The following is an 18314-nucleotide window of genomic DNA, read 5'->3' as shown; positions in this document are numbered from 1 at the left end:
CGCGGCTTTTTCGGCTGGGCTGAGACGATATGAGCGAGGTAACGGAGCATGCAGCATCTCGACCTGCAGGTGATCGACAAAGCCCTGCAATGGGCCAGGGCCGGGGACACGGTGTGGCTGTGCACGGTGTTGTCCACTTATGGCTCGGCCCCTCGCTCGCCTGGGGCGATGCTGGCTTGCCGCAGCGCGCAGGATTGGGTCGGTTCATTGTCTGGCGGCTGTGTCGAAGAGGAATTTCTCGGCAACCTGGCGCAAGGTGCATTTACCCAGCAGGCACAGGTGGTGCGCTATGGCGATGGCCAGGAGCAGAGCCGGCGCTTGCGCCTACCTTGCGGTGGCGTATTGGTGGTGCTGGTGGAGCGGCGACAGGCGGACGGCGCATGGCTGGAACACCTGCAATCGCTGCAAGGGGCGCTGTTGGGCCAGCAGCGGGTGACGCGCAAGGTCAGTTTGCCGGCAGGTGATTTCAGCTTGCATGGCGACAACAGCGTGGCCGTGCGCATGGACGAAAGCGCCGTGCATATTGGCGTCGGCCCCGTACTACGGCTGGTGCTGGCCGGGCTGTCGCCCGTCGCCGAAGCCTGCGCTGACATTGCCCGCACGCTGGGCTGCGAAGTCATCGCCTGCGACCCGCGTGAGGAGATGGCGCATGTCGAGATAGAGGGCGCACAGATGCATCGGGTGCTGCCCTCACTGTTTATCGCGGCGGGTGGTTGCCATGCAGCGACAGCCGTGGTGGCGCTGACCCACGACCCGAAAATCGATGACCTGGCGTTGATGGAGGCGGTGCATACCCCGGCGTTCTACATCGGGGCGATGGGCTCGGCGGCCACCTCGGCCCGGCGTGCCGAGCGGTTACAGCGGATAGGCGGGTTGACCGCCAAGCAGATAGAGCGACTGCACATGCCTATCGGGCTGGACCTGGGCAGCAAGTCGCCAGCGGAGATCGCGCTGGCGGTGATGGCGGATGTGCTGAGGGTGTACCGGGGCAAGGCGCGGGATGCGCTGTGAGCGGCACTAAACGAGATGGGTAGACTCGCATATGCACGCCAGCATAGGCGTAACAGTTTACGCAACCACTGCATAGAATGAACCTGTTGTAACTTTGATCACTTGTAAAAATCCTTATCCCTCTGGTGAGCGCGTGTCAGGCAGTTCATCAGGTGCAGCCGCATGGCAGCACGGGCAGCACCGGCATCCTTGCGGGTGATCGCGGCATGCACTTGCTCGCGCTCCCGCGCTTCCAGTGCCCGCTGCTCGGCATCACCCCCTGATACTGCTGGCGGGGCCGCCGCCAGCAAGGTATGCCCAAGGTGGGTCATGGTGTCGATGAAAAAGCTGTTGCCCGTGCATTGGGCTATCTGCAAGTGAAACTCGAAGTCGGTACGCATGCAGGGCACAGACTGCGTATCGACGGCCCCATCGAGCGCCGCACGCATGGCAGCCAGTTGCTCCGGGGTTGCACGCTGGGCAGCAATGGCGGCCGCCTCGACCTCAAGGCAAAGCCGCAACTCGATGATCGCCACCGCGTTGTATGCACCGCCCATTCCGGGGCTGGCACTCTGGAAGTCACCTGCCGGGATGGCGTCTACCACGAAGGTGCCGATACCACGGCGGGTTTCTACCAGGCCTTCGGCCTGCAACCGTGACATGGCCTCGCGCACCACGGTACGGCTTACGCCCCGCGCTTTGGTCACGGCTTCTTCGGTGGGCAATTTGCTGCCCGCCGGCAATTCACCCGAGAGAATCTGCTTCGACAGGTCATGCACCAGTTGCTGTGCGAGATTCAGGCGTTTTTCCGGGGGGGCAGCAGCCATTGGGCGAACCTTTGCAATACGGAAGAGCCCGGAGTATACCCGCTGCCCGGGGCCAAAACGCACTATACTGGCCGCTGCCCACACAAGAGCACAGCAATGCCGGACCCTACCACCCGCCCCACCCAACCGCCCCGCCGCCTAGCTGAAGCGCTGGTCGAACGCTTTGCCCAACGCATGCGCGAGGGCACACTCAAGCGTGGTGACAAACTGCCAACCGAAGCGACGCTGATCGAAACCGAAGGTGTCAGCCGCTCGGTAGTACGCGAAGCGTTGTCGCGCATGCAGGCAGCGGGCCTGGTCGAGACCCGCCACGGTGTGGGCACCTTCGTGCTGGACATGCCGGCACCGGAGAGCTTCAACGTAGGGCCGGCAACCATCAGCCTGCTGTCCGATGTGCTCGACCTGCTGGAATACCGCCTCAGCCTTGAAGTGCAAGCCGCCGGCATGGCCGCCGAACGGGCCACGCCGCAAGCGCTCGAAGAATTGCAGCAAGCATTGGAGGCGCTGATGCAAGGCCCGGAAAAGTCCGGCAGCACGACCAACGCCGATTTCCAGTTCCACCTTAAAATCGCCAAGGCCGCAGGCAACCAGTACCTGATCGACATCATGAAGCATCTGGGCACCAAGATGATCCCCCGCACGCGCATGAACTCTGCCTACACCGGGCAGAGCAACCGCAGCACCTACCTGGCCGGCATCAACGCCGAACATCAGCAGATCTACGACGCCATTGCCAGCCGCCAGGTCGACGCGGCGCGCGCCGCCATGTACCTGCACCTGAGCAACAGCCGTATGCGCCTGCGGGAGGCGCAACGGCTACAGGCATTCTACAGCGAGGCCTGAGGCTACGGTGCGGGCTCTACGTCCGTGTAGGCAAGCCCTTGGCTGCCCTGTACCTGCCAAGGGTTGGCGCCACCGGTCTCGGTGAAGCGCAGCCCGTCGAAGCGCGAATCCTTCAGGCCATCGATCTTCACCGGGGCCGGCCCACTGAAGCGCACCCGCTCGAACACCAACCCCTGGTGCCAGGCGCCATGACCGCTATCGCCTTTCACCTCGATGGCGGCGGTGCGGGCGTTTTCCACGCTTACGTCACTGACCGTGATATCCCGAAACTGCCCCGCCACCGTCGAACGTTTGTAATCGAGCTTGGCATTCGGGTCGTTGTAATCCAGGGTGAAGATGAAGGCCTGTTTCGCTGTGTTGCGGATGGCCGAATCACGGAAGGTGACGTAACGCGCACCACCGCCCATGAAGTTGGTGCTTTTCATGCGCAGCCCGGCATCGGTACCATCCGAGACGTTGTCCTCTGCCAGGATGTTCTGAATCCACGCGCCGGTATGGCTGCCCGCCACGACCATGCCATGGCCTTTGCGGAAATAGTTGTTGAAGATCCAGGCATCCTCCTGCGCCTTCTGGTGGACCGCATCCGCCCCGGTACCGGCGGCGAAGTTGACGCAGTCGTCACCGGTGTCGAAGAAGTTGTTGAATACCAGCGCGCCACGACTGTTGGCAAACTCGATACCGTCGCCGTTGTTGGCGTCGTAAGTACGGTGCGTGGTGTTGGCCAGCACCACATTCTGCGTTTCCAGGTTCATGATGCCGTGATAGGCCGGGTTCACCACCGTGAAGCCGCCATAGAACACGTTTGTCACATTGCGCAGGGTGATCAGCGACGAGCGCATCTGCCCGTAGGCATCCTTGACGTTCATGCCCTCGGCCACCGCCCGCGCCACCTGCGCCTTGGCCAGCACGCCATCGTGCATATAGCGGGTGTTGTCGCTGGGCAGGTAGAAGGGCAAGGCTCGCCCGCGCTCGTCGACCACGTCCGGGTTACGCTTCCAGCCATTGCCGTCGATGGTGCCCTTGCCGACGATGCGGATGTTCTCGAAGGCCTGGTGCGCATGCGGGTCGCGCGGTAAGGCATTGATCAGCGAAGCCGGGCGCACGGTGGTGGAATACGGGTACTGGATATAGCCCTGGCGTGGGTAGTCCTCGGCACGTTCGGAACCCAACAGGGTAGCGCCCTCGGCGATTTCCAGGGTCATGTCGCTCTTGAGGTAGAGCGCCCCGCTCTTGTACGTACCGGCAGGCAGCAACACCTTGCAGCCCTTGCTGCACGCATCGATGGCGCGCTGAATGGCAGCCGTGTCGAGCGCCTTGCCATCGCCCTTGGCGCCGTAGCGCTGCACGTTGAACAGTGCCGGTACGTCGGTGGTTCGCTGCACCACCACGGGGCTGTCAGCAGACTCTTTGCCATGGCGATCGACCGAGCGCACGGTGAAGCGGTACTCGGTATCGGGTGCAAGCCCCTGGGCGGTGAAGCTGTGAATGGCGATGCGGTGGTGGAAGTTGTGCAGGTCCTGCTCGTAGAACCGGTCAATGTAGGGTTTGGCCGGTGACACCTGATCGTTGTTGGCGTTGCTGGCCCCCAGCAATCTGCCATTGGCATACACGTGGTAGTCGACGATTTCGGCATGGCTGGCGGGCTTTTCCCACACCAGGATGATCTGCCGGTCGTCGTAGGCCAGCGTCGGCACCTGGACCTTTGCAGGGGCCTCTACGGCCCACAGTGGCAAGCTGCTGCCCATGGCCAGGGCAGCCACGGCAGCACGCACCCGCCAAACGGGCGCAGGGTTGGCATTCGGCATGTTCTTGTCTTCCTTGTAATTGCCGGGTTCAGGCCGACAGGGCCGGGGCGGCGTCCGCGCTGAAGTCGCGGCTGGCTTGCACCAGCATTCGGGTGTAATCGTGGGTGGCCTGGTCCTGGCTCAGTGCCCGACAGTCCAGTTGCTCGACGATACGCCCCTGCTGCATCACCGCGACCTTGTCGCACAGGTGGCTGACCACGCCCAGGTCGTGAGTCACCATCAGGTAGGTAAGCTTCTCGCGCTGACGCAGGTCCGACAGCAGGTTGAGGATCTCTGCCTGCACCGACACATCGAGGGCCGACGTGGGCTCATCGAGCAACAGCACCCTGGGCTCAAGGATCAACGCCCGGGCGATAGCCACCCGCTGACGCTGGCCGCCAGACAACTGGTGCGGGTAGCGGTAACGGTAGCTGTCGTTGAGGCCTACCTTGATGAGGATGTCGTTGATGCGATCGTTGCGCTCATCCATGCCGTGGATCACCAACGGCTCGCGCAGTGCAGTGTCGATGGTATGGCGCGGGTGCAGCGAGCCATAGGGATCCTGGAACACCATCTGCACCTTGCGAAAGTGCTCCTTGGGAAGCTTGTGCTGCAACGGTACACCGTCGATGCTCAGGGCCCCGCTCCAGTGCCGGTACTGGCCGGCCAGGCAGCGCAGCACCGTGGTCTTGCCAGAGCCGGACTCCCCTACCAGGCCAAAGGACTCGCCATCTTCGACACTCAGGTCGACATTGTGCAGCACCTGGTTGAGCGCGGCGCCAACGCCAAAGCTCAGGTTCAACGCGTGTGCTTGGATCATGGACATGGTCAGTTACCTCAGCAGGAGAGCCACAGCGGGTCGCGTTGCAACACAGGCAAACGCGGGCGGCGGTTGTCCATGCTTGGCAAGGCGGCCAGCAGGCCTCGGGTGTAGGGGTGTTCGGCACGGTGCAGGTCACTGGCCGCCAGCGACTCCACCACGCGCCCGGCATACATCACCAGCACCCGGTCACAGTAATTGCGCACCAGGTTCAGGTCGTGGCTGACGAAAATCAGCCCCATCTGCTGCTCTACCACCAGCTCTTCGAGCACGTTGAGCACCTGCTGGCGTACCGACACATCCAGCGCCGAGGTCGGTTCGTCGGCAATGATCACTTCCGGGTTGGTGATGACCATCATCGCGATCATGATGCGCTGGCCCATGCCGCCGCTCACCTCATGCGGATAAAGGTTGTAGACGCGCTTCGGGTCGCGGATATGCACCTTGTCGAGCATCTGCAGCACCCGTTCACGGGCCTCGCTGCGGCTGGCCTTGTGGTGTGCCAGGTAGGCCTCGGCAATCTGGTCGCCAACGCGCACCACCGGATTGAGCGAGTACTTGGGGTCTTGCATGATCATCGAAATACGCTGGCCGCGGATTTTCTGCATGGCCTTTTCGCTGGCACTGAGCAGGTCGACATCGCCGAACTGCAGGGCGTTTGCGGTGATCTGCGCGCTGCCAGGGTGCAGCTTGAGCAAGCTGCGGCCAACCGTGGACTTGCCCGAGCCGGACTCACCGACGATGGCGAGCTTTTCCCGGCCCAGGGTGAACGACACGTCACGCACCGCGTGCATCACTTTCTTGCCGTTGACGAAGCGCACATTGAGCGATTCGACATTGAGTTTGAGCGCTGACATAAAGCCTCCGGTTATTCGCTACGCGGGTCGAGAATGTCCCGCAGGCCATCGCCCAGCAGGTTGAACGCCAGGCTCACCAGCATGATTGCCGCACCGGGTACCGCTACCAGCCACCAGCACTCGAGCATGTAGCGCCGCCCCGTGGAGATCATCGCCCCCCACTCCGGCAACGGCGCCTGCGCACCCAGGCCGAGGAAGCCCAGCGCCGCCGCCGTGAGGATGATGCCGGCCATGTTCATGGTCAGGCGGATGATCACCGACGACAGGCACATCGGCACGATGTGGCGCAGGATGATGCGGGTCGACGACGCGCCCTGCAGCTCGACGGCCACCACGAAGTCGGCCTTGCGCAGCGACAGGGTTTCGGCGCGGGCCAGCCGTGCGATCGGTGGCCAGGAGGTTAACGCGATAGCCACCACCGCATGCTCAAGGCCAGGGCCCAGTGCAGCGATGAAGGCCAGCGCCAGCACCAGGCTGGGGAACGAAATGAAAATGTCGGTGACGCGCATGAACACGGTATCGACAATGCCGCCGAAATAGCCCGACACCGTGCCGATGAACAGCCCGATGGGGCCGACGATGATCGTCACCAGGGCGATGATGTAGAGGGTGATGCGGGCACCGTAGACCAGCCGACTGAAGATGTCCCGGCCGTATTCGTCGGTGCCGAACCAGTGCGCGGCGCTGGGTGCCTGCAAGGCGTTGGCCAGGTTCTGGATGACCGGGTCGTGGGTGGCGATCCACGGCGCGAACGCCGCCACCACGACCAGCAGCAAGGCCACCAGCAGGCCTGCCAGGGTCATCGGGTTGCGCACCAGCAGGCGCAGCACCCGAAGGCTGCTTTTGCCAAGGGCCTCAAGGCTGGACGCGGGGGCGTCGGCCTGCCGCTTGGCGGTGGTTTCGGTAGAAGAGATGTTGGCAATCATCGGCATGTTCTCGATGTGGAATCATGGCCACTCGGGGTACCCGCAGGTGCCCCAGGCGGTTCTCAACGTTGCTTGTAGACGCCCAGGTAGCGGGTGGCTTCGGCGTCATCGCCGCTGAAGCCCTTGACGTCGGCTGCGCTCACGGCGGTGTCGGTCATCTGGGAAATCATCATGATTGGCCCCACCTCCTCGTCGTACAGCTTCTGCGCCTGCTGGTACATGCCCAGGCGTTTGGCCGCATCGCGCTCGACACCTACCCGGTCGATCAGGTCATTCAGCGGGGGGCTGAAGAACGACGCGCGCCAGCCCTGGAAGTTGGGCAAGCCAGCGCTGTCACTGTTGTCGGGGTTGTAGACGAAGGTGCGCAGGCTGAAATACGGGTGCGGGTAACGCTCGGCGCCCCGCGCCACGATCATTTCAAAGTTGCGGGCGCGCATGGCGCCATACACCTGGTTGCCGGTACCGGTGACGATACTGGCCTTGATGCCACCTTCGGCCAGGGTCGACTGCATGCGTGCGGCGATATCGATGAAGGGCGGTTCGGACAGCGTGCGGATGGTTGTGCTGAAACCTTGTGGGTAGCCCGCCTCGGCCAACAGCGCCTTGGCTTTGGCAACATCCAGCTTGTAGCCAGGGTCTGGCAACCGAGCCTCGAGCCCAAGCTGCATCGGTTGCTGGTTGAGCTTGCCGTAATGCGGCATCACCTGCTGGTCCAGGCCCTGGTAGTCGATCAGGTTGCGCACCGCTTCGCGGACTTTGCGGTTGGCAAACTCCGGCTGCTTCATGCTCATTGCCACGTAGTACAGGGTGCCGCGCTGCAGAGCCTGCACCTGGAGTTGGTCCGAGCTTTCAATGGCCTTGATATCCGGCGCCGCCATGCCGTAGGCCAGGTCCAGGTCGCCGCGTTCGAGCATCAGGCGCAGCGACTGCGACTCGGTCATGTGACGCACCAGCACCCGTTTCATCTTGGCCGGGCCTGCCCAGTAACCGTCGAAGCGGGTCATCACCAGCGCATCGTTGGCGCTCCATTTGGTCAGGGTGAACGGCCCGCTGCCGGCTTCGTTGGTGACCAGCCAGGCCGCGCCCAGGTCACCATTCTTCTCATGCTCGAGCACTTGCTGGCGGTCGACCACCACAGCGCTGGGTGACACGGCCAACGAGTCGATCACCAGCAAAGGGTCTACCGGCTGCGGCAGGTCGACCACCAAGGTATGGCTGTCGGTCGCGCGGATCAGCGTTTGAATGTTTTCGACACTGTAGCCGTAGGCCTTCCAAGTGGTGGCCAAGCCATAGTTGAGCTTCATCACCCGGTACAGCGACCAGGCCACATCCTCGGCAGTGAGCGGGTTGCCGGAATGGAACGTGACATCAGTGCGCAGGCGGAAGGTAATCTGCTTGCCGTCTTCACTGACGTCCCAGCGTTCGGCCAGTTGTGGCAGGTGCTTCTCCGGGTTGCCCTGGTCGCGCTTGATGAGCGTGTCGTAGAGGTTGGCATTGATGCCAGAGGCATCCAGGCCGGGCGCGTTGGCCGGGTCGATGGAGAACAGGTTGACCATGCTCATGCCGACGATCAACTGGTCGGCAGGGGTTTTCGCCTGCACCGCAGCGAGCGGGCCGAGCAGCAGCACCGCGCCCAGCACAGCCATGCGCAGCGGCGGGAATACAGTCTTCATGGGGCATCCTTCTTTTTATAGTTATTCAATGTGTTCACGCTGATTGGGGGCTAGCGGGTCCTGGGGTCGAACACCTTGTACAGGGCATCGCTGATCAGGTTGAGTGCGACGAAGATCAGGCCGATGATCAACACGCAGCCCATCACCGCGTTCATGTCACCGAGCATCAGGCTGCTGGTGAGGTACTGACCGAAACCGGGCCAGGCAAATACGGTTTCGATCAGCACCGCCCCCTCCAGCAACGAGCCATAGGCCAGGGCGACCACCGTGAGCAACTGCACGAGGATGTTGCGGAACGCGTGGTTCCAGACCACCTGGCGGCGTGACAGCCCCTTGACCCTGGCGGTGATGATGTATTCCTGCGACAGCTGCTCGAGCATGAAGCTGCGGGTCATGCGGCTGATGTAGGCCACCGAGTTCAGCCCCAGGATCAACGCCGGCAGGACGATATGGCGCAACGCGCTGGTGAAGGCCTCCCAGTCACGCGCCAGCGCCGTGTCGATCAGCAGCAGGCCGGTAACCTCATCGACCATGCCGTCATAGGCCAGGTCGATACGCCCTGCCCCACCTGCCCAGCCCAACCAGGCGTAGAACACCAGCAGCCCCATCATGCCGACCCAGAAGATGGGCGTGGAATAGCCGAACAGGGTAATCACCCGCGCCACGTGGTCGCCGACCCGGCCCTGGTTACTGGCCGCGACCACCCCCAACGGCAGGCCGATCAGCACGCCGAACAGGATTGCCAGGGTCGCCAGTTCAATGGTGGCCGGGAAGACGCGTTTGATGTCTTCGAGCACCGGGTGGCCGGTGAGCAGCGCATTGCCGAAATCACCGTGTAGCAAGTCGTTCAGGTACAGCCCGAACTGGACCCAGATCGGTTTGTCCAGGCCCATCGCCCGGTATACCTGGTCGTAGGTGGAGCTGTCGGCATCCGGGCCGACCACTGCCAGCACCGGGTCCAGCGGCATGACCCGTCCGATGAAGAACGTCAGCGCCAGCAGGCCAAGCAAAGTCACCAGCACCGTGCTGGCCCGGCGAGCGGTGCCCGAGACACGGGCACCCATTACAGAGGCAGTCGAAGCAAACATAACAAGCTCCTGAAAAAGCATTCACCAATCACGCAGGCTTTGCCTCAACGCGACTTGTAGACGTCTTTGTAACGGGTGGTGGCCGCGGTATGGCCCTGGTAGTCCTGCACATCGTGGTAGAGCACCACGGTGTCGGTCATCTGCGACACAGGCAGGATGCCCCCCACCTGCTCGTCCAGGGTTTTCTGGATTTGCTGGTACTGAGCCAGCTGCTGCGCCTTGTCGGGCTCGACTTCCGCCTGCTCGATCAGGCGGTTCAGCTCGGGGCTGTAGAACGAGGTACGCCAGCCCTGGAAGTTGCTCAGCTTGGCTTCGTCACGGTTGTCCGGGTTGTACACCAGGGTGCGCAGGCTTGAATGCGGGTGCCGCTCAGCGCCACCACCACCGCGCCCGACCAGGATGTCGAAGCTGCGCTCACGCATGGCGCCGTAGATCTGGTTGCCGGTACCGGTGACGATGGTGGCCTTGATACCGGCCTGGGCCAGGGTCGACTGCAGGCTGGACGCAATGTTGATGAAGGGCGGCTCGGTGAGCACGCGGATGGTGGTCTTGAAACCCTCGGGGTAACCGGCTTCGGCCAGCAGCTTTTTCGCTTCGGCCACGTTCAGGGCATAGCCCGGATCATCCAGCCGTGCTGGCAGGCCAAGCGGTAGCGGGCGCTGATTGAGCTGGCCATAGTGCGGCATCACCGTCTGGTTGATGCCTTGATAGTCGATCAGCGAACGCACCGCTCGGCGCACGCGCACATCGTCGTAGGGCTTGTTCTTCACGCTGAGGGCCACGTAGTACAGGGTCCCGCGCTGCACGGTCTGGGTGCGAACGTTGTCAGACTTCTCCAGCGCCTCGATGTCTGGCGCGGACATGCCCTTGGCCAGGTCCAGGTCACCCCGCTCCACCATCAAGCGCAGTGACTGCGACTCGGTCATGTTGCGCATGACGATGCGCTTGAGCTTGGCCGGGCCGCCCCAGTACCCGTCAAAACGGTTCATCAGGATGACATCGTTGGCGCGCCACTCCTTGAGCGCGAACGGCCCGCTGCCCGCCGCGTGGGTGGTCAGCCAGGCACCGCCCATGTCATCGCCCTTCTGGTGCTGCTGCACCACCTTGCGGTCGAGGATGAAAGCGCTGGGCGAGGTAGCCAGGGTATTGAGCACCAGCAACGGGTCAGTCGGCCGTGGCAGCTCGATGACGAAAGTAGCGTCATCGACAGCGCGCATGTGCTGGTCGACATTGTCCGCCGAAAACCCGTAGGCCTTCCAGGTCGACGCCAAGGCCAGGTTGAGTTTGAGTACACGCTGCAGCGACCAGGCGACATCCTCGGCACTTAGCGGGTTACCGGACTGGAACGTCACGCCCTTGCGCAGGTTGAACGTGAGGGTCTTGCGGTCATCGCTGACCTGCCAGCTTTCAGCCAGCGCCGGCAGCAGTCGGTCCGGCTGACGCACGTCCTGCACCAGCAGCATGTCGTAGAGGTTGGCATTGACCTCGGATACATCCAGCCCGGTGGCCGCCGCCGGGTCGAGAGACAGCAGATTGATCATGCTCATGCCGACGATCAACTGATCTGCCGGGGTTTTCGCGAAAGCAGCAGGTACCGAGGTCAGCGCCAGAGACGCAGCAAAGACCCCCGCCCAGAGTGTGGGGATAACGCTCATGTGAGATCGCCTTCTTATAGTTATTGGACGCTCGGGCGGCACGCAGCGACGCGTGCCGCCATGACGAATCAGAAGCTCTGCAGCGTATTGGTTTCGACGTAGTCGAAGTCGATGTCCTCACCCAGGCCCGGCAAGTTCGACAGGTGCACGAAACCGTCTTCGTCCATCGGGTCGACCAGGCGTTTGAGGTAGGCAGGTACCTCGTCATAGTCAAGGTACGGGTGCAGCAGGCCGCGCTCGTACCAAGTGCAGTTCTTGATCGCCCCCACGACCGCCAGGTTGGCGGCACCGTTGCCATGGATCTCGCAATCCATGCCGAACGATTCGGCCATGTGCGCAACCTTCAGGCACGGTGCAATGCCCCCCACACCGGCAACCCCCGCTCGCAGGATGTCGCACACATCGTTCTTCACCCAGCTGGCCCGGCTCAGGTGCTTGCCACCGAGGCTTTCCGGGCCAAGCACCGGGATGTCCAGCTGCCCGGCCAGCCAGGCGTAGGACTCGGCGGAATCTTCCATCATCGGCTCTTCGAACCAGGCGAAGTCGAGCTTTTCCAGGGCGCGGCCGATGGTGAGGGCTTCGGTACGGCTGTACCAGTGATAACCATCGATCATCAGCGCGATGTCCGGCCCCACGGCCTCGCGTACGGCGGCGCATGCCTTGATGTCCATGCTCACGCTGGGCGCGAACGACACCGGTGGCATCCAGGTGTGCAGCTTGATGGCCTTGTAGCCGCGCTTGACCAGGGTTTCGGCGAAGCGACCGTACTCCTCCGGCGTCGACAGGCCGCCCGGCAACTCATCACCGCACATGGTCGAGCCATAGGCCGGCACCTTGTCGCGGTAGCCACCAATCAGCTTGTGCACCGGCAGGTTCAGCTTGCGCCCGGCCCAGTCCCACAGTGCCTGCTCGACCAGCGCCAGGGCGCGGTCAGTCAGCTGGCTGGCGCTGCCGCGCTGCCAGTGGGCCAGGTCGTGCCAGATTTTTTCTCGGTCGAAGGCATTGGCGCCAACCAGCACCTTGCGCACGAAGTTATCCAGCACATAAGGGCGAATGAGTTCGGGCGCACCCAGCGCATAGCCTTCGCTGCCGCACTCGGTCCTGATGCGCAGCAGGGCCATTCTGGCCTGGGTCACATCACCTGGGTGGGCATGGCCGGCGCTGTCTACGGCGCGGCGCGTGGGGTAGGAAAACACCTGGACGTTTACAGCAGTAATGATCATGGACGTCTGAGCCTTCTTATTGGATTTGTGGCGGGTGAGTCACGCTCTGGAGGCCATCCTACGTCATCATACAACATTTGAAAAGCACGACTTTACAGTCGCGAAAAGCCCCGATTCATGATGCTCATGGCAATCATGAGCCCCCCATCAAGAGGCTTTTCAATGGCCGAAAACACCGAAATAGAGCTATCCAAGCAAGTGATCAGACAACATTTCAATAATTCGTAGACAGTCTCACAGTCGTACGATAACTTATTTGAAAAATCACGGAGCGCTCACCACCTCACCCCACCTTGCTCACACGCCTCATCACGTCCTCAACAAAAACAAAAAAAGAGATCGCATGAACATCACACTTCGCCGCCTCATCGCCGCCAGTACGCTCGGCTTGTCGTTCTACGCCTGCGCGGACTCCGCCAGCATCAACTACCGGCACGGCTTCACCGAAGACGACAGCATTCACTCCGACCGGATAAAGCTGAGTTACCGCAAGGACAGCGGCCTGGGGTTTGCCGCAGAAATCAAATACAAGACTGCCGGCGACCGCGAAGACGTCGCCTACGACAACATGGTCAACAACGGCCACGAGTTCACCGTGGACTACAACTACAAGACCAGCCCCAAGTCGACCTGGACCCCCGCCTTCCAGATGGACAGTTCCAAGGATGCGACTACCTACAAATTCGGCTTGAAGTACAGCTACAAGCTCAGCGACACCTGGTATGTCGCCACCCGCGTGCGCCACGATGCACGTAGCCTCGACCGGGATCAGGTCGACCACAGCAAGGCTGACCGCGCCAAGGACGACCAGAACACCACCCGCCTTGAAGGCTGGCTCGGCTATACCCCCAGCGGCCCGTGGGCATTCGAGTACCAGTACATCCACTTCACCACCGACTACATCCGCTACGACAACAAGAAGCGCGACTACGAGCAGAACCTGATCATCAAGTACAAGCTCAACAAGCAGTGGGCACCGTTCATGGAAGTGGGTGACATCAAGGTCAACAGCTACACGGACGATCGCCAGGCCCGTTGGCGCCTCGGTATCCAGTACAACTTCCTGTAAGGGCAACCGCCCGCCCATGCCGGTGTCGTTCTTGCACGGCACCTTGATGCCGTTTCAGTAAAAGGCCGCTATACAATGACCACGACTACACGCAAACCCTTCAACCGCCTGCTGCTCACCGGTGCCGCCGGCGGGCTCGGGCTAGTGCTTCGCGAAGCACTGCAAGCGCACGCCACCATCGTGCGCGCATCGGACATCAGCCCCATGGCAACAGCTACGGGCGAGCATGAAGAAACCATCAATTGCGACCTGGCGGACAAGGCCGGCGTACTGGCCCTGGCCAAGGATGTGGACGCCATCGTGCACCTGGGCGGCATCTCCACCGAGCGTGCCTTCGAAGAGATTCTGCAAGCCAACATCGTTGGCACCTTCCACATCTATGAGGCCGCCCGTAAGCACGGCATAAAACGCGTGGTGTTTGCCAGCTCCAACCATGTCACCGGCTTTTACCCCCAGGACGAACAAGTGGATGCGCATTCGCCGCGCCGGCCAGACTGCTATTACGGACTGTCGAAGGCCTACGGCGAAGACCTGGCGACGTTCTACTTCCATCGCTACGGCATCGAAACGGTCAGCCTGCGCATCGGCTCTTCATTCCCCGAACCCCGCAATGTGCGCATGTTGTCCACCTGGCTGAGCTACGGAGACCTGGCACACCTGGTGGAGCGCGCATTGCTGGCCGAGAACGTTGGCCACACCGTGGTGTATGGCGTCTCGGCCAACCGCGACCTGTGGTGGAGCAACCGCCATGCCGCACACCTGGGTTTCAACCCCAAGGACAGCGCCGAACGCTTCCGCCCGGCCCTGGAGCAGCAGCCAAAACCCGCAGCAAATGACCCGACGGCCCAGCTGCAAGGTGGCGCCTTCACCGCTGCCGGCCCTTTTGGCGACTGAACCCTGATAGAGCGCAGACTGCTTCCATGACAGCCGAACTGATCATCGACGTACGCAATGCCACGGGCGAGAGCCCGGTCTGGCACCCGCAGGAAAATGCCTTGTACTGGGTGGATATACCGGCAGGTCGCCTGCACCGCTGGCAGATAGACGGCCAGACAACTCACTGGACCGCAGACGAAATGCTGGGCTGCATTGTCCGCAGCCACCAAGGCCATTGGCTGGGGGCTCAGGAGAGCGGGATCTTCCACCTCACCCCTCAGGCAGACGGCCGCCTGCTGGCCGACAAACGTGCCAGTGTCGAACACGCCAGGCCCGGCATGCGCTTCAATGACGGGCGCTGTGACCGCCAAGGGCGCTTCTGGGCCGGTACGATGCAAACAAACATGGGCGCCGAGCCGGTGGGAGCACTTTACCGATATGACGCGACGGCAGACGCAACAGTAAAACCATTGCAAGCACGACTGGACAAGCTGATCGTGCCCAACGGCATGGCCTTCAGCCCGGACGGCAAAACACTGTATATCTCCGACTCACACCCAAGCGTCCAGCTGATCTGGGCCTTCGACTACGACATCGACAGCGGCACACCGCACAACCGCCGAATCTTCGTCGACATGAACCAGCACGCGGGCCGACCGGACGGGGCCGCGGTGGATGCCGAAGGTTGCTATTGGATCTGCGCGATCGATGCCGGCCAGGTACTGCGCTTCACCCCCGAAGGGAAACTGGACCGCGCCCTGCCGCTACCGGTGAAGAAACCGACCATGTGCGCATTCGGCGGCCCGCAGCTGGATACGCTGTTCGTGACGTCGATTTGCCCACAAGGCATCGATCTGAGCGACCAGCCACTGGCCGGCGGCGTGTTCGCATTGAACCCAGGCGTGAAAGGTTTGCCGGAGCCCATTGCCAGGGGCTGAAGCCTGGCAGTGCTGTTTCAGGGGCGATGCTCAGCAAGCTACCTTGCTGCGCAACCCCTTGCTCCCTGCCCCCAGGCACGTCACAGCAAAGGCAATGACCAGCGCCCCCGTCCCCAACAGGAATATCAACTGCTGGTTTGAGCCCTCCACCAGCGTGGCAATCAGTGCCGGCGTCGCGGCAGCCGCCCCCATCAACGTAATACTGACCAGCGGCGTCAGCTTGCCGGTCGGGTCGTTGGTGGTGATCAGCGCCATGTAGTACGACAGTGACAGCACCCAGCCAAAGTTGATCAGCAACAACGCCACGAACAACTGCATCGGTGTGCGGGTATGGCCCGTGAGCATGGCGATGGAAATGAATACCGCCACCAGCCCCACAGCAATCATCAGTTGGCGGTTGACCCGCGCCCCCAGCAGGCTTGGCAGCCCTGCCCCTGGCAGGCCGCCAATGGCCGACAGGCCGAACGCCCAACCGATGTCGACGCCGCTGATGCCTTGGTCTCGCGCCAGCTGGTCGATGAAGCCCCACACACAGTAAATGGCGATCTGCATGAACAGCATGCCCACCAGCGCCGTACGCCCTGTACGCGCTGAACCGCCCTGGGCAGGTGAGCCTTCGCCACTGGCCAGCAACGCCGTGGGACGGCGCGGCAATACCAGGCTGGCGCCGCAGATCAGCAAGTACCACAAGCCGAACGCGCACAAAGCGGTCACCGTGCCGCTCTGCGCGGCCAGCAACGGCAATGCAGCGGAAAACAGCGAGTACTCGGGGGTTTGCAGCAACAGCATCAACCCGAACGATCGGTCCTGATTGGGCAAACGTCCCAGCGTAGACACCGCGTAGGCATACACCAGCCCCGCACAGGTGCCTGCGGCCAGGCGCACAATCAGCAACACGTTATGGGTGGTGGCAAAGGCGGTCGCAATGCTCAACACCACGCACAGCGCCCCCACGAACAGGCAAAGGCTACGCCCGCCATGGCGCTTCATCAGCAGCGGGCATAGCAAGGTGCCCAGGGCCATGCCGATCATCTCGACCGACACCACCCAGCCCTGCTGATCGAGCGACAGGCTCAGTTGTTCCGTGACCAAACCCATGAAAATGGGTTGCACACCACAGACGATGAATGAAGTACAGGCAATGAAAATCAAGGCGGCACGCAGCAGCTTGGAATCATTGATCATGGAAGGACTCCGACACGGCATTTGTTTTTTTATTGTGTGTGATGACGTGCCCGGAACACGCCGCAGCAAGCGGTCGGACGGGTCACGCGATCAATCCTGTGCCGAGATCGAAGGCTTTGAAAGTTAATTATCGGAATCCACTTCAGTGGGCTTTTTAATGCAGGCCAACCTCCACTGCCTGTATCCAGAAACGCACTGCTGTCGATCCTGATAATTAATTGGAGACATGCCCGCATCCGCCCTACCGTGGTACGTCACCCAAGCCGTTAGTAAAAAAGGCCCAACCATGAACGACCGTGAGTTCATCAACGCCATCGACGCCGATGGCCTGCCTCTGAACATTGCCGTAAGCAATGGCCGCATCAGCCACATCGGCCCGCAACGCGCCAGCACGCCCGCCCGCGAAACCATCGACCTCGAAGGCCTGCTGGCGCTGCCGGGCTTTGTCGATGGCCACATCCACCTGGATAAAAGCTTCGTCGGTGACCGCTGGCACCCGCACCAACCCGTGGCCAGCCTGCGCGAACGCCTGGCCGTGGAAAAACGCGAACTGGCCAGCGCCCCGCCCATCGTCGAGCGCGCCGATGCGCTGATGCGCCAGGCAGCCTCGTTTGGCACCCTGGCCATGCGTTGCCATGTGGACGTGGACGCCACCACCGGCCTTACCAACCTGCATGCCATGCTCGAAGCCCGGGACATGTGGAAAGACCTGATCGACATCCAACTGGTGGCCTTCCCCCAGGCCGGCGTGGTGACCTGCCCCGGCACTGCTGAAGTGATGGAAGCGGCCATCCGCGAAGGCGTGCAGGTGGTCGGCGGCATCGACCCGACCACCCTTGATGGCGATGCCGATGGCCAGCTCGACATCGTGTTCGGCATCGCCGACCGACATGGGGTGAAGGTCGACATCCACCTGCATGAGCCTGGCGATATCTGTATCGCCCAACTCGAACGCATCGCTGCCCGCACCCAGGCACTGGGCATGCAAGGCCTGGTGGCGGTCAGCCACGCCTATGGGCTGGGCGACGTATCCGATGCCGTGGTCGACCGCACCGCCGAAGTGCTGGCTGGCGCCGGCATTTCCATCATGACCAACGCCCCCGGCGAGCATGCTTTTCCCCCCGTCCTGCGCCTGCGTAACGGCGGCGTGCGGGTGTTTACCGGCAACGACAACATCCAGGATGCCTGGTGGCCCTACGGCAACGGCGACATGCTGCAACGGGCCATGCTGGTCAGCTACCGCTCAGGCTTCAACACCGACGAGGAACTGCGGGTAGCGTTGCACATGGCGACCGAGGCGGGTGCCGGCGTGATGGGTAAACAGGACTACGGCTTGAAGGTGGGCAATGAAGCCAGCTTCATCCTGTTCAAGGCACCGAATGCCGCTGCGGCGGTGGCGGCTGCCATTCATGAGCGGGTGATCGTGCGCCACGGGGCGTTCTGGGGCGGGCCTGCGCAGTTGCAGTTGGAGGCTGCGCAGTTTGCTGCCGAACTGCGCCGCCACTGACAGGCAAAAATCCTGGGGCTGCCATGCAGCCCCATGGCCCTGACTGACAGCCA

The 18314-nt window shown here is 62.4% G+C and carries 16 protein-coding genes; 6 read left to right on the top strand and 10 right to left on the bottom strand.

The features are described 5' to 3' along the window. Window positions 1-48 precede the first annotated feature (48 nt). On the top strand, window positions 49-1011 hold the full coding sequence (locus tag B9A31_RS05760; protein ID WP_027608844.1) for an XdhC family protein: 963 nt from the start codon (window positions 49-51) through the stop codon (window positions 1009-1011). A gap of 98 nt (window positions 1012-1109) precedes the next feature. On the opposite strand, the gene B9A31_RS05755 is transcribed toward B9A31_RS05760, so the two are convergent. Further along, the gene (locus B9A31_RS05755) at window positions 1110-1817 is read right to left on the bottom strand and encodes a FadR/GntR family transcriptional regulator (protein WP_027608843.1); all 708 of its coding nucleotides are present in this window, start codon (window positions 1815-1817) and stop codon (window positions 1110-1112) included. A 96-nt stretch (window positions 1818-1913) separates the two neighbouring features. Between B9A31_RS05755 and B9A31_RS05750 the strand changes: the two genes are divergently transcribed. Further along, window positions 1914-2660, top strand: coding sequence for a FadR/GntR family transcriptional regulator (locus B9A31_RS05750; RefSeq protein ID WP_019096750.1), 747 nt, complete (start codon window positions 1914-1916; stop codon window positions 2658-2660). A 2-nt stretch (window positions 2661-2662) separates the two neighbouring features. Here the strand turns inward: B9A31_RS05750 and B9A31_RS05745 are convergent, their stop codons facing one another. The 8 genes from B9A31_RS05745 to B9A31_RS05710 all read right to left on the bottom strand — a co-directional run bounded on the left by B9A31_RS05745 (window position 2663) and on the right by B9A31_RS05710 (window position 12686). Then, window positions 2663-4465: a glycosyl hydrolase family 28 protein gene (locus B9A31_RS05745; RefSeq protein ID WP_027608842.1), complete on the bottom strand. Its 1803-nt coding sequence runs from the start codon at window positions 4463-4465 to the stop codon at window positions 2663-2665. Window positions 4466-4493: 28 nt separating this feature from the next. Continuing rightward, the gene (locus B9A31_RS05740; RefSeq protein ID WP_025753685.1) at window positions 4494-5270 is read right to left on the bottom strand and encodes an ABC transporter ATP-binding protein; all 777 of its coding nucleotides are present in this window, start codon (window positions 5268-5270) and stop codon (window positions 4494-4496) included. An 11-nt stretch (window positions 5271-5281) separates the two neighbouring features. Then, window positions 5282-6121: an ABC transporter ATP-binding protein gene (locus B9A31_RS05735; protein WP_025753683.1), complete on the bottom strand. Its 840-nt coding sequence runs from the start codon at window positions 6119-6121 to the stop codon at window positions 5282-5284. A gap of 11 nt (window positions 6122-6132) precedes the next feature. Beyond that, complete coding sequence (locus B9A31_RS05730; RefSeq protein WP_016711468.1) at window positions 6133-7047, bottom strand: ABC transporter permease; 915 nt, start codon at window positions 7045-7047, stop codon at window positions 6133-6135. A gap of 62 nt (window positions 7048-7109) precedes the next feature. Then, a complete protein-coding gene (locus B9A31_RS05725; RefSeq protein WP_019096748.1) occupies window positions 7110-8720 on the bottom strand; it encodes an ABC transporter substrate-binding protein in 1611 nt (536 codons plus the stop codon). A 50-nt stretch (window positions 8721-8770) separates the two neighbouring features. Further along, window positions 8771-9784 carry an ABC transporter permease gene (locus B9A31_RS05720; RefSeq protein ID WP_016711470.1) on the bottom strand — a complete coding sequence of 338 codons (1014 nt, stop codon included), beginning with the start codon at window positions 9782-9784 and terminating at the stop codon, window positions 8771-8773. A 68-nt stretch (window positions 9785-9852) separates the two neighbouring features. Then, window positions 9853-11463, bottom strand: coding sequence for an ABC transporter substrate-binding protein (locus B9A31_RS05715; protein WP_027615028.1), 1611 nt, complete (start codon window positions 11461-11463; stop codon window positions 9853-9855). 68 nt (window positions 11464-11531) lie between these two features. Further along, complete coding sequence (locus B9A31_RS05710; RefSeq protein ID WP_019096746.1) at window positions 11532-12686, bottom strand: mandelate racemase family protein; 1155 nt, start codon at window positions 12684-12686, stop codon at window positions 11532-11534. Between the two features lie 343 nt (window positions 12687-13029). Here B9A31_RS05710 and B9A31_RS05705 point away from each other — a divergent pair, with 343 nt between their 5' ends. The 3 genes from B9A31_RS05705 (at window position 13030) to B9A31_RS05695 (ending at window position 15569) form a co-directional block, all read left to right on the top strand. Continuing rightward, window positions 13030-13755, top strand: coding sequence for an oligogalacturonate-specific porin KdgM family protein (locus B9A31_RS05705; RefSeq protein ID WP_016711473.1), 726 nt, complete (start codon window positions 13030-13032; stop codon window positions 13753-13755). A 75-nt stretch (window positions 13756-13830) separates the two neighbouring features. Then, window positions 13831-14649 carry an NAD-dependent epimerase/dehydratase family protein gene (locus B9A31_RS05700; RefSeq protein ID WP_019096745.1) on the top strand — a complete coding sequence of 273 codons (819 nt, stop codon included), beginning with the start codon at window positions 13831-13833 and terminating at the stop codon, window positions 14647-14649. A 26-nt stretch (window positions 14650-14675) separates the two neighbouring features. Further along, window positions 14676-15569 carry an SMP-30/gluconolactonase/LRE family protein gene (locus B9A31_RS05695; RefSeq protein ID WP_084296732.1) on the top strand — a complete coding sequence of 298 codons (894 nt, stop codon included), beginning with the start codon at window positions 14676-14678 and terminating at the stop codon, window positions 15567-15569. Between the two features lie 30 nt (window positions 15570-15599). Here B9A31_RS05695 and B9A31_RS05690 read toward each other — a convergent pair whose 3' ends face one another. After that, entirely contained in the window at window positions 15600-16754 is a 1155-nt protein-coding gene (locus B9A31_RS05690; RefSeq protein WP_019096743.1) for an MFS transporter, read from the bottom strand. Between the two features lie 286 nt (window positions 16755-17040). Between B9A31_RS05690 and B9A31_RS05685 the strand changes: the two genes are divergently transcribed. Next, on the top strand, window positions 17041-18261 hold the full coding sequence (locus tag B9A31_RS05685) for an amidohydrolase family protein (protein ID WP_019096742.1): 1221 nt from the start codon (window positions 17041-17043) through the stop codon (window positions 18259-18261). Window positions 18262-18314 lie beyond the last annotated feature (53 nt).

Origin of the sequence: Pseudomonas sp. URIL14HWK12:I5 (genome assembly GCF_900176445.1) — a bacterium.
Lineage (GTDB): Bacteria > Pseudomonadota > Gammaproteobacteria > Pseudomonadales > Pseudomonadaceae > Aquipseudomonas > Aquipseudomonas monteilii.
Note: the sequence above shows the minus strand (reverse complement) of the source record. Positions and strands in the feature narration are given on the sequence as shown.